This is a genomic window from Microbacterium sp. ZXT2-5, from assembly GCF_055329545.1.
Window position 1 is genome coordinate 585637 of the sequence record NZ_JBUZWD010000001.1, and the last position, 12450, is coordinate 598086.

Here is a 12450-nt window from a genome sequence, read left to right on the forward strand (position 1 = left end):
CGTCAGCGCGCCGAGTGGGCATCCGTCGTCTCAAGGCAGTGGGCGGGATGCCGCACCATCGCTATCGCGAACGGCAAGGGTGGGTGTCGGCAAGACGATGACCACCGCGATGCTCTCCGCCGTCTACGCGCGCGAGGGCGGCGGGAACGTGCTCGCGTGGGACAACAACGACACTCGAGGCACGCTCGGTTGGCGCACCGAGCAAGGGGTGTACGACACCACACTCCGCGACCTGCTGCCCGAGGCATCTCGTCTACTGACGCTCGGGGCGGGGGTCTCCGACATCACGCGGTTCGTGCACCACCAAGCCACAGATCGGTATGACGTGCTGCGCTCGAACCCGGAGTTGCTCGCCACCGATCAGCGGATCGCGGCAGCGGAGTTTGACCTTCTGATGCAGGTCGCCGCCCGGTTCTACCGGCTCGTCATCTTCGACTCCGGCAACGACGAATCGGCCGAGCGCTGGCTGCGCATGGTCGACAACTCGTACCAACTCGTCATCCCGACGCTTGCGACACCGGAGTCGGCTGAATCGGCCGCGCTGCTGCTTGACGCGTTGCGTGGACGCGACGAGCGGTCGGGCGTCCTCGCACAGCGGGCGGTTGTGATCGTCACGCAGTCCGAGTCCGCGCCGGCCGAGGCTCGCCGGATCGCGGATGGCTTCGCCGGCCACGTCCGAGCGGTTCACGTCATCCCGTTCGATCCTGCACTCAAAGCGGGCCAGCTGCGCTTCGACGCCCTCCGACGACGCACTTGCGATGCGTGGTTCGCCGCAGCGGCGGCGACAGCCGAAGGGTTGTGAGTACGATGAGTCAGGGCATGCTCGGAAAGACCATCGCCGTCCTCGTTGCGGTGGCAGTGGTTCTCTCGCTTGCATTCGGCTTCCTGGCGGAAGCGCTCACGCAACTGGTGTGCGGCGCCCGCCCGACGCCGGAGCACCTCTTCGCGGGACTCGCGCTCGCGATCACCGGCGATCCGTCGGCGTACTCGTCGCCTGCGGGATGCGTGATGCCGGTCATCTGGATCCGTGTCGTAGACATCGCGGTGATCGTCGTTGTCGGCGCGCTCGTGGCATGGGGGCTCGTTGCCCTGCGGAGGTACCGCGAATCGGACCGCGGATTCCTCGCCGATCTGCGAGCTCGCCCAGGTTTCGCCACGTCGACCGAAGTCCGCGATCATCTCTCCGCGAAGGCCGTCCTCCGCCGAGCGAAGCATCTTCGCCCCGACCTCACCAAGCCCACCCCGACCGACGTGGGATGGCGCGTCGGGAAGTCGCGCGGGCAGGACGTGTACGTCTCGATCGAAGACTCCGTCGCGCTCGAAGGTCCACCCCGCTCCGGCAAGGGGTACAGGGTATTGATCTCCGCAATCGTCGACTGGTCGGGACCACTCATCACCACCTCGACGACGAACGACAACCTCACTGCGACGATGCGGATGCGGCAGACGCGCGGCGATGTTCACGTGTTCGATCCTCAGAGGTTGTCGGGCGCGAGGCATCCACTTCGTATCTCCCCAATCGCAGGCTGCGAAGACCCGATGGTCGCGATGCAGCGCGGCAACGCGATCATCACCGGCACCGCGCTCGGCGCCTCGAGCACGAACGGCGAGTGGGCACAGGCAGCGGGCGTCGTACTGGGTCGACTTCTCCACGCGGCCGCCGTGGGCGGCAAGTCGATCGCCGAGCTCTACGACTGGGGAACGAGCCCGGCGCAGACCCGCGACGCCGTCAACATCCTCAAGGCCGACGGTGCGCCCGGCTGGGGCGACAGCCTAGGTGCGACAATCGCCGGGGACGAGAAGCTCGTGTCGTCGATCTGGTTCGGAGTCAGCGGTGCGGTCGCACCGCTCGCGGTCCCACAGATACGTGACGCGCTCTCGCCCCGGCCCGGTGACATCGAGCTGGTACCCGGCGCGTTCCTGGATGCCGCAAACACGCTGTACCTCATCGGCTCGTCGTCGGGCGCATCAGCGATGGGTGGATGGCTCGGCGCGGTGCTCGACGACATCGTTGAGGTTGCCCGCAACCGGGCACTCGCCTCGCCTGGTGCACGCCTCGCCCACCCGCTCGGGCTCATCCTCGACGAGATCGCGAACATGTTCCGCTGGGGCAGCCTGCCGCGAATCATGGCAGACGGCGGCGGCCGCGGGATCTGCACCTTCATCGTGCTGCAGGCATTGTCGCAGGCTGAGACGTCATGGTCTCGTGCTGAGGCGGACACAATCTGGGCCGCTGCGACCGCGAAGGTACTTCTTGGCGGAGCGAGCCACGTCGACCACCTGCGCGACGTCGAGTCGCTCCTCGGTATGCGTGAAACGCGACGTGAGCAGCGCTCCTGGTCGACTCGGGATGCCGGATACTCGACCAGCGAGCACCATGAGCGTCGCCCGCTGATGTCGGTCGACGAGATCCGCCGGCTCCCGCCCAGCGCCGGTCTGCTCGCCTATCGCAACAGGCGCAGCGTGCTTCTCGACCTCGCCGGTTGGGACGAGCGCCGTGATGCTCGCGCGATCCAGTCGGGCAAGCGCGAGACCGAGCGCGAACAGCAGACCACGTTCGAGGAAGCTCGTCGCGCGACGATCGCTCCCCCGCCCTTTGCCGAGCCCGCCGAGGCGGTGAGTGAAGAATGACCAACCGACGGAAGCCTCTACATGCAAAGGCCTACCGGTCGGCGTTTCTTCGATCCCGCGCATGGTTCGCGCGTCGCGACGAGTGGTTCGCGGAGCAGTCTCTGGTGCTGCATCCCCTCGCCTGCGCCGGCTGCGGTCGTCCGGCGAGCAAGCGGGAACTCGAGTTACACCACCTCGACTACACCGGCGTGCACCAGACCGACGACGGCCGCTGGGTCGCACGCGAGCGTCACGCCGACCTCGTGCCGATGCATCCCTACTGCCACGAACTTCTGCATCGACTCATCGATCGCGACGCCGTGCTGTCGCGCCATCGCACCCGTCGTGCAGCATCCGAGATCGCTCTCAGAGCACTCCGCCGCAAGCTCCAGGCGCTCAACGGGACTGCGTCATGACCGACTACGACGACCCGCCAGACCTCGATGACCTGATGGCTCAGGAGATGACTGACTTCCATCCCGACATCCGGTCGGGCTCATCGGAGCCGATCGGCGCCCGCATCGTCAACTGGCGGAAGCTGCCCGATTCTGACGCTCGGGCGGCATGGGATTCGTTGCGCGATTGGGTGGAGTGGTTCACCGTCCGATACCAGATCTCGGAGTCGATCGTGCCGGTGTGCTGGTTCAAGCACGGCGACCTCGTCGAGGAGCTATCGGCACTGCACATCTCACACGGCGTCGCATTCGACTCATCGGATGCCGGATTCGGGCCGATCGGCTGGCACGAGCGCCTCAGCCTGGCGATGCCGCGTCTCAGGAACGCCTACGCAGGTGGATGCTCGCGTGGTCACAGCCCGTACAAGCCCCGCTCGTGGATGAATGCGGTCGACGAGCAGGAATGGGACGCGTGGGCCAACCAGGCTCACGCCGAGTGAGGCGCCCCGGCGTCTCGGAACGGAAGGTAGAAGGATGACCACGAGAATCCCCGTCACAATCGAGGGCAACCTCACCGGTGACCCCGAGCACGGCGCAGGCGAGTCGGGCAACGAGTACGCCCGCTTCACCGTCGCCGTCAACGACCGCCGTCTCAACGAGACGACGAACCGCTGGGAGGACGTCGGCACGGTATTCCACCGCGTCGTCGTGTTCAACCAGCAGTCCCGCAACGTCGCCACGTCGCTCCGCAAGGGCGACAACGTGATCGTCGCCGGCGACCTCCGCTTCGGTACCTACACCGACAAGGAGACCGGCAACACCCGCGAGACCCGCGACATCGTCGCCGACAGCATCGGTGCGTCGCTGAAGTTCGCGACAGTCCAGGTCGACCGCGCCCCAAAAGCTAGCGGCCCCGCTGCGGATCGATCCGCCACGGGGCCAGTAGCCGAGCCGGTCTCGTCCACCGGCGCCGGGGTTGTCCGCTGATCCATCGGAACAGGAGAGCGGCGTGGGAGTCATCGTACTCCTGGGCCGCTCTTCGGCTCGACGTAGCCGAGGTGTCCGTCCAGCGACGCCCCTCGGCTTTGGCCATCGAGGAGCAGTCCGCAGAGCAGAAATAGCTACCCGACACAAGCAAGTATCGTGATGCGATGTAGCGCGGTGTTGCGCTTGGCTGGGACTCATTCCGCGTGCGGCATCAAGAGGGGATCGCGTGGCAGACCAATCAATCTTGCTGTTTTTGCACGGGGTCGGCAACGGCGATCAGAACGACGCGTGGAAGGTGGTGCTGAACGAGTCGCTCGCTCGCGCTCGGTTTCCGCAGCTCGACGACGTCGTGGTCATCGCTCCTAAGTACCCGCACGGGCTCAACGGCGTTGATCCGGAGAATCGCAAGATCCCCGGAATCACGATCAGCCGCCCGCCCCGAGAGGAAGCGCGCCAGAACCGACGGGACTTCGAGCGCCGGATCGGCGCAGTCGAGTTCCGCATCGGACGACACGACCCGGGTCCGGGGATTCCTGGGGCCCAGATCATCGCCGATTTCGCGTTGGGCACCCCGCCTCTTGCGCAGGCGCGCAACTACGCAACGAATCCCGAGATTCGCGCCTATGTGTTGGACCGCGTGCTCAAACTGCTGCCGCCCGAAGGTCGGGTCGTGATTGTCGGCCATAGCCTCGGCTCTGTAATCGCCGCTGACCTCGTCCGCCGACTCCCCGTCGGCCTTGAAGTCGTAGGCATGGTGACGATCGGAAGCCCACTGGCAAGCACCAGCTTCGACGTCGACAAGCTGCGCGATGTGCTCGCCGAACCCCCGACAAACCTGTCCTGGTGGGTGAATTTCTGGAATCCACAGGACCCGGTCGCCGCTCGTCGCGGTGCTTCGGCAGCCGTTCCCTGGCTCCTCGACTTCAAGATCCACACGAAGGCTGTGGGCCTCGCATCGCACTACGCGGTCGATTACGTCTCGTCCCCGCCGGTGGTCGAAGCGATCGGGTTCGCGCTCTTCGGCTCGCAGTCCAAAGAGCTGGCGACCGTGGAGCCTGGTTTCGACATCCCGTTGAATACAGCCGAGACGTTCACCCTGCTGGGCCTGCGATACGCGCATCTCATCCGCGACCGACTGAAGGGCGATGTGCAGGATCGATATACCGGTGCACTGCGACAGGTACAGGCGGCCGCCGTCGACACCATCCGCGAACAGAACGCGCGCGCTGGGCGTCCAATCCCGTCCGCGATCGCGCGCCTTGCGTTTGATCTCTCCGACCCAGAGGCGAAGCTCCCCACCCCCACGATCCTCACGTTCTTGTCCAGAGAGGAGGCGGTCGTGCCGTTGTCTGTCATCCCCGGAGAAAACGTCATCCGCCCCTTCGACATCGCAGTTCCGAAGAACGTAGCGAAGGAAGCGCTGCTACAGCTTTCGACCGAGATGGGGCTGACCAGCCACTTCGGTTCCAACGTCTTGACCTCGTCGAAAGTCGCGCAAGACGCGCTGAAGGCCGGCGGCGCCTTCAACCTACTCAAGATGGGCGCGATCGGCGCGGGCGCGATCGCGATCGTCGTCGCGACAGGAGGGCTCGCTCTCGCAGCAGGCGCCGGGCTTGTCGGCGCCGCGGCAATTACAAGCGCGCTCGCGGCGTTCGGCCCCGGTGGAATGATCGGCGGTCTGCTTACGGCCGGCACGCTCGTAACTGCCGGTGGCGGTGGGATCGCCTTCGGGTTGGCCAGCTCAGGTACTCCGGCCGAAGCGGTGGAGGCTGTCATCGCTCGGCAACTAACCGTCGTCATCCTCCGACAGCGTCAAGCCCTCGAGCAGGATCCCACGATCTGGATCACACTCACCGAGACCGAGATCGCGCTGAGACGTGAACATGAGCGACTCGACGAATTCTCGGACGAGTCCTCGCCGACGCTCAAGGACCTGAAGCGCAAGCTCGATGCGGTTGTCCGCGCGATCGCTTACATGCGAGAACACGGACTGGAGCCTGGAGAACCGACGCAGCCATCTGCCTGACCTCCACACACCGTGCGCCTACGTCGCAACTTCGCGCTCCGACTCCCGAGAAGAGTCGTCGCAGAGCCTATTGAGCGAGCTCAAGGTGGGGCGTCAGCTCCGCCATCACCCGCTCGACGTTCTCGCGCTTGTCGAACGGTCCAGGCATCCGAAAGACTCTTGCGCCCCACGAGGTCTGCTTTTTCTGCATCCCCGGCGCACCTTCGCTGCCGAGCAGCACTTTCACCGGATGCCGGAAGACGCAAACGATCAACTCGACGCCACGCGCCCGCAGTTTCTCGGCGAGCGCTTCGCTCCCGTAGCGGATCTCGTCGGCACCGACATCACCCTCGCCGCGACTGGGGCGCTTGACGATGTCTGTAAAGCCGACGCCAGAAGCCAAGGCCGCGTCCTCGAAGTACCTACCGTTCGGGAGAGCGAATAGCCCCGCTGCACCGAGCTTGCGCAGCTGCCCTTGGCCGACCTGCCCTTGGTAGTAATGACCCGCTGCGACGCTTGATGGCGCAGGATTCAGTCCAACGATCATCGCTCGGGGTGTCGTGGGCCAGACGTCGGCGAGCGTGAGCACCTCCGTGCCCATCCAGTCCTCGCGGGCTTGGTAGCCCGTCAGATTAGTCATCGTCAATCATTATCAGCCGCCGACGACACCAGACGGTTGCCGCGTAAATCCTCATCTGCCCCGCCCGATCCCGTCCGACGCTTGGGGTGCGATGACCGGCGCCGCAGCATCCATACGACTGTGACGTCCGCTGTCGACACGACGCGGCTCTCGCTGGTGGATCAGGAGGGTCTTGTACCGCCGCATCTCCGACTCATACCGAGCAACCTGGGCGTTCCGGTTCCCAAGCAGCTCCTCTGCGGCAGATCCGTCGCCAGCCCGGCCGTGCGCGTTCGCCTCGGTGCCAGCAAGCCGACTGTCGAGATCGAGCAACGTGAGCTTGGCATCGCGGAGCCACTCATTCAGCTCGAGCAGCTCGGCGCCTGTGCCATCTTCCTGCGGCCGCGCAGCCCTCGCGAGTTCGCTCTGTGCTGCACGCACCGAGTCGTCGATGCTGACCTCCGGGATGCCGCGCATCATGCTGTCCGCGATCTGATGCGTGGCCGCGGTATCCGTTCGCGCAATCGCGATTGCCTCGTTGTGTGCACGACCTCTGGTCATCCCGACGTAGAGGCCGGAGGCATCCACTCCGGGACCAACGATCGAGGCATCCGTGGTCTCACCCTGAATACCGTGCACAGTCGATGCGTATGCGAGGTGGACGTGGTCCGCTGCGTACTCGTGGCTGACCACGCGGACGTCAACGGAGTCGTTGACACTCGCCAGTTCAACTCCTGCTGAATTGATCCGACGGACAATCCACAGCCCTCGGTTCTCGACCCCGGTCGCGCGGTCGTTCCGCCTCGTCTGAACTACGTCGCCCTCGAGCAGCCGCTGCTCGCCTTGACCGACTGCGATACGGGCCAACTCGAGTTCACCACGATCAACCCGACGCTGCTGGATCGCTTCGTTGATCGCCCCCGCCTCCTCGTTGGTGCTCGTCACCAGCGCGACCCGTCGGCGCCCGGCAGCCCAGCGGAAGTACGACTCCACCATCAGGTCGCGTGCCTGAACATGGTCGGACACGCGGTGCACCTGACCGCGACCGGCAAGCTCGCTGGCAACGGCGAGCGCAGCATCCTTAGATGCCGGCTCCCGCATGCGAAGCGTGAGCGCCGCGTACTCCGGATCGGTGAAGCGGTGCACCGCGGTCAACTCGACTACAGCCGTCGCGCGGCGGGTCATCGTCGCCATCGCGCCGGAGTGCCCGACCGGTCGAGCTTGGAGGTGGTCGCCGACCATCGCGACCCCAGCACCGGACTCGGCAGCAATCGTAGCGAGCGCGATGGCCGCATGAAGGTCGACCATTCCGGCCTCGTCGACCACGATCCGATCCGCCGCCCGGAGCGGATATCGGTGCGGCCCCGCGTAGACGATCCCGGTTGCGGGGTCGATCTCTCCTACGCCAAGGCGCGTCCAGACCTCGGCGCCGGCGGCGTCGCGTTCCCATCGGAACCCGTGATCGCCGAGAAGCGCGTGCAGGCTCGAGGCGGATGTACCAATCTCGCGACCTGCAACCGACGCGCCCTTCTTGGTGGGCGCAACCACAATCATGCGGCGTCCACTGCGCGCTAGCCCAGCTTTCGCCACACGCAGCATCGTCGTCTTCCCCGCGCCCGCCGGCCCAGTCACCGACACCAAACGATCCGTGCCAGCGATCGCTGCTACCGCTTCAACCTGTCGATCCTCAAGCTCAATGCCATCGGTCAGGACTGTGGATGAGGCATCCGCGATCTCTTCGTCTTCGACACGGACGCCGGCCTGGGTGAGCGCGTCGAAACGGGCGGCAAGGTCGACCTTGGCCGCAGCGGTGACTGAGGCCATGTATCCCTTGATGTGCGCGGGGCGCTCCGCCTCCCCTTCGAGCAGGTCGACCGTCTGTTCGAGCGCACGGTCGATGACGTCGTCGATGACCGCTTGCAGATCCTTACGTGCAGCAACGACTCCGGATGCCGCGACCGCCCGCGTCGAGCCGGCCCGGATGTCGAACAGGCTGAAGCGCCCGCCGCAGCTCGCTGACCGGGCATCGGCCTCGACCACCGCCTGAGCGGCAAGCAGGCCCAGGTCCAATTCGTCAACCGATGTGGACCTCAGCGAGATCTCGTCTCGCACACGCATGATCGTGTCGTCGATCGCGACCAGTTCGTCGGCGATGAGCCGCTCCCACGTCGCTTCATCGATGTCGCCGGGCTTGTTCGGGCGCGCCTTCGCCCAAGCCAGCCTGTCGACCCGGTGCAGTTCGTCGGGGCTCGGCTCGAGTCCCGGATGCTCGCCGCGCCACGCAGCTAGAAGGGCTGCCCGGTTGGCCTCGATCTGCGTCGATCGCCGCGAGAGCGGGCGCACCGCGTGCGCGAGTTCGGAGATCTCGCCGTCAGCGTTGAGCGTGAAGCCGCGGTGCGCGAGCGCGCTGACCCACTGCGGATCGGTCCGCAATGCGAGCTCGCCCTCGGCGTTGATGACCGTCTGCATCTTCATCGCGACGCGGGAGTCGACGTTCGACCACTTGCGGTCCTCGCCCAGCACCTTGACGTTCAGCCACAGGTGCCGATGGATGTGCGGGTCGAGTGCCCGCGATCGCCGATGCTGAAGTTCGACGACCTCGATGCGGTGAAGAGATTCACGGATCCTGCCGCCAGCTCCGCGACGCGCATTCAGCTCGATCTGCCAGGTCTTGATGATGCGATCGCGCAACCGATCTTGCAAGGCTTCGAACTCTCGAGCGAGATCGGGCTCGATCATCGCCGCGATGCTATATGACTTCGGAGCGTTGATCGTGCCGTCGAGGATCAGGTCGGCGTCGGGCGAGGTGAGGTCTCGGCCTCGACGCTCATCCGTCGCCGAATCGCGGCCGTCAACCCAGCGCCGAAGTTGCTGCTCATCGAGGGCGTCGGTGGTGATGACGCCGGCCTCGACGGTGAATCGAGTGACCCCGGCGGGGTCGGCATCGCCGTAGGTGGCAAGCGCCTCGACGCCGGCCGCTTTGCGGAGGTGAGAGTCGCACGACCCCTCGAAAGCGTACGCGAGTGCTTGTCGAACCCCTTGCGATCCGACACCCCTCTTCCAGCGCTCCAGGCCTCCGCGCATGGGTCAAGAGTAGAACCCAAATGCTTAACTCGCCAGACGTTCCACAGAAAGTGCCTGCGTGCATTTGGCATTGGTACGTCTTCGACTTGTGTCTGTGTAGGGGTGTGAGTCAGCGGCGGGTGCGGCGCGGATCCCCTCCGAGGGTCGGTGCTCTGACAGTGATGGCGGCGCCGGTTTAGCTTATGAACACCTACGGTGCGTGGCCGAGCCCCAACGTCTACGTCGGGACATCCTCGCCGCCGTCCGCATCCGCGAGCTCCGCCGCCGCCTGTCGAGCCCTTGACGCGCTTGTTCGAGATGAACGTCGAGTACCGCGACGCCTACGAGGCTGAGTGCCTTCATCGGTACTGATGTTGACCGCGCACGATGGCTCGCCAGACTCTACGACTTCAACACCCCGCCGGAAATCTCACCCTCATCGGAGATGTCACTGCACCGGGTGGATGTTAGCGAGTTCAGACGTCTACAGCACGGAAGCCATCGCCTCGACGTGCTCGGCGATGTCGTCCCGGAATCCGGGATGACGACCCAGGTTGCTCTTGGACAATCGGGACCAGAATCCACTCGCCGCTCGCAACGACACCGGCACCGCACCGTCAAGGTCAATCGAGTCGATCAAGTGCCGATAGGGAGCGTGGTGTGGGAACTCAGAGAGTTCGGGGACCGACCACACGGTGCCTCGTTCGCCCCACGCCACCGTCGGCCAAGCGCCTGGCTTCGCTTCCCATTCGACGTAGCGTCGTTCGACAAACCCTGGCTCCGCCAGCCTTCCCGCGACCCACTGTGCTACTCCAACCGTGACGGCGTTACCAACCATCTTCCAACGGGGGCCGTTCCGTCGACCAGGCAGATCCGGAACATCCGTCCACCCGCGATCAAACCCCTGCATCGCCTCTGCGTCTTCGATGGTCGGCATGAGCACCTTGCGCCCAACTTCACCGTTTGGAATCCAGACCGCGGGAGGTGATGGGATGCCAATCGTGGAGCCTGCCTTCAGCGTAGGCACCGCATCTTGCGCCCACCCGAGCCCGGTGCTGCCCTCGGTCCAGTAGAAGCCGAACGCCTCATCGGCGTAGTCCGCATCGGGGCGCGCTCCGGCGTCGTCCGCGAACAGCACGTAACGAGGATCCAGGTCCACCGATGCCACGAGAATTACACGGCGTCGCCTCTGAGGGACGCCGACGAAGCGCGAATCCACCACTCGGTACGCCCAGCGGTACCCGAGCTTCTCAAGCTCATCGATTAGGAACTTCATCGCGTGTCCGCGATCCAGGACGAGCATGTTCGGGACGTTCTCGATGACCACGGTCGGCAGGCGGCCTTGCTGCTTTACCGCCGCGAGCGCCTCGAAAACGTGCACAACAAGACCTGAGGCAACGCCCGTGATTCCGGCAGTACGTCCCGCCTGTGACAAGTCAGTACAGGGGAAGCCAGCCGTCACGAGGTTGACGTCGCGAGGGAGCTCACCGAGTTCGCGGACGTCTGGGCGAATTTCGACGTCGGGGAAACGTGCCGCGAGAACCGATTTCGCGGGATCCCACCACTCGCAGAGCATGGCGGTCTCGACATCATGTCCAAGAGCTCTCTGGAGGCCGAGCTCGAGGCCGCCGATTCCTGCGAAGAGTCCCGCCACAGTGAATCTCGGCACCTGAATCTCCTTGCTCGTCGCCCGCACGGACAAGACTAGATGGAACCAACGACAGAGCTTCTATTCGTCGACGATGTCCGCGACAAACACCGACGGCGCGGTCGAGTTCCGTTCGTTGACCTCGTCGGACACCACCTTGATGAACTCCTCGAAGCTGAGCAAGCCTGTGTCCGGCATCCCCAATGACGGGAACGGCTTCTCTACATCGACGAAGCGGACACTGCCCCGCTCGGATCCCTCCCAGTCGTACACGCCGATGAAGAATCGCTCGCAAAGGTCGAGGCGCGTGTCCTCCCCGCCGATTTGCATATATGCACTAGATCCAAGCCCCATCACAGGACGACGGCCTCGACCAGCACGCTTCCGGAACGTCGAGACCATGTGCGCCAGGCTTGACCCTCGCTGCTCGCTCGTCCCGTCTTGCGAAGCGTCGACAGGGGTGAAGAGAACGCCGATTACAACGGAGTAGGGCTGTCGTTGATGCAGCACGGATGCTTCGCCACGAACCTCGTGGTCGTTGCGCACCACGTTCTTTGTGAAGCGCTCCAGCTTGTCCTTCTTGCTGTCGTAGTCCCTGAAGCTAAGAGTCTTGATCGTCACCGACAAGAGAAGTCCCAGCGTCGGATCCGTTACCTTGACGTCCAAACGCTTGGTGCCCGAGCCGGCCACTCTGACCCGCGCCTCCTGATCTCGACCGTCAGCCGTCGGAGTAATCGCCGGATGGGAGGGCCGCAATGCGTCTGCGATAACCTGCGCGAGCGCGTTCGAAAGTCGCTGGGCGTAGTTCTTCTTGTCACCCCTCTCACCCCTCGGATCCGGCTTTGGCTCGGCAGCGTCCAGTGCGATTGCGAGCGGGAACGAGGCCGAGTCGTACTTCTTCTCCGGGGCGGCGCGGGTCACACGTGAGTGTCTACCAGGCTCGGCGGTCGCCGGGCCTCACGCCGCACCGTCGCGCGGCGACGTGCGGGTCAGATCGTGTACTGCGCCAACGGCCACGGGGACGTATTCCCAAGGATGAAGCCTCCACCCCAGTCGAGCGTTTGATCGGCTGGTTGCCATCGGCACCCACGCGCGAGCTCGATCGCCCCGCGCCAGGTGGTCG

General features: G+C 65.1%; 10 protein-coding genes. 6 read left to right on the forward strand and 4 right to left on the reverse strand.

All coding sequences use genetic code 11. The features are described from left to right. Positions 1 to 97: 97 nt before the first annotated feature. The 6 genes from ACZBH1_RS02605 (at position 98) to ACZBH1_RS02630 (ending at position 6018) form a co-directional block, all read left to right on the forward strand. The gene (locus tag ACZBH1_RS02605; protein WP_463645401.1) at positions 98 to 802 is read left to right on the forward strand and encodes a MinD/ParA family ATP-binding protein; all 705 of its coding nucleotides are present in this window, start codon (positions 98 to 100) and stop codon (positions 800 to 802) included. 17 nt (positions 803 to 819) lie between these two features. Continuing rightward, a complete protein-coding gene (locus ACZBH1_RS02610; protein WP_463645402.1) occupies positions 820 to 2631 on the forward strand; it encodes a type IV secretory system conjugative DNA transfer family protein in 1812 nt (603 codons plus the stop codon). 104 nt (positions 2632 to 2735) lie between these two features. Further along, on the forward strand, positions 2736 to 3026 hold the full coding sequence (locus tag ACZBH1_RS02615) for a hypothetical protein (RefSeq protein WP_463645403.1): 291 nt from the start codon (positions 2736 to 2738) through the stop codon (positions 3024 to 3026). Further along, a complete protein-coding gene (locus ACZBH1_RS02620; RefSeq protein WP_463645404.1) occupies positions 3023 to 3505 on the forward strand; it encodes a hypothetical protein in 483 nt (160 codons plus the stop codon). The genes ACZBH1_RS02615 and ACZBH1_RS02620 overlap by 4 nt, the downstream gene beginning before the upstream one ends. A gap of 34 nt (positions 3506 to 3539) precedes the next feature. Continuing rightward, positions 3540 to 3992, forward strand: coding sequence for a single-stranded DNA-binding protein (locus ACZBH1_RS02625; protein ID WP_463645405.1), 453 nt, complete (start codon positions 3540 to 3542; stop codon positions 3990 to 3992). Between the two features lie 226 nt (positions 3993 to 4218). Beyond that, complete coding sequence (locus tag ACZBH1_RS02630) at positions 4219 to 6018, forward strand: alpha/beta hydrolase family protein (protein ID WP_463645406.1); 1800 nt, start codon at positions 4219 to 4221, stop codon at positions 6016 to 6018. A gap of 67 nt (positions 6019 to 6085) precedes the next feature. Here ACZBH1_RS02630 and ACZBH1_RS02635 read toward each other — a convergent pair whose 3' ends face one another. The 4 genes from ACZBH1_RS02635 to ACZBH1_RS02650 all read right to left on the reverse strand — a co-directional run bounded on the left by ACZBH1_RS02635 (position 6086) and on the right by ACZBH1_RS02650 (position 12248). Then, positions 6086 to 6637 (reverse strand): uracil-DNA glycosylase family protein, encoded by a 552-nt coding sequence (locus tag ACZBH1_RS02635; RefSeq protein WP_463645407.1) that lies wholly within the window; start codon positions 6635 to 6637, stop codon positions 6086 to 6088. 51 nt (positions 6638 to 6688) lie between these two features. Next, positions 6689 to 9700 (reverse strand): AAA family ATPase, encoded by a 3012-nt coding sequence (locus ACZBH1_RS02640; RefSeq protein ID WP_463645408.1) that lies wholly within the window; start codon positions 9698 to 9700, stop codon positions 6689 to 6691. A 463-nt stretch (positions 9701 to 10163) separates the two neighbouring features. Next, positions 10164 to 11348, reverse strand: coding sequence for a DNA cytosine methyltransferase (locus tag ACZBH1_RS02645; RefSeq protein WP_463645409.1), 1185 nt, complete (start codon positions 11346 to 11348; stop codon positions 10164 to 10166). A 60-nt stretch (positions 11349 to 11408) separates the two neighbouring features. Beyond that, positions 11409 to 12248, reverse strand: a complete 840-nt coding sequence (locus ACZBH1_RS02650; protein ID WP_463645410.1) for a hypothetical protein — start codon at positions 12246 to 12248, stop codon at positions 11409 to 11411. Positions 12249 to 12450: the final 202 nt, after the last annotated feature.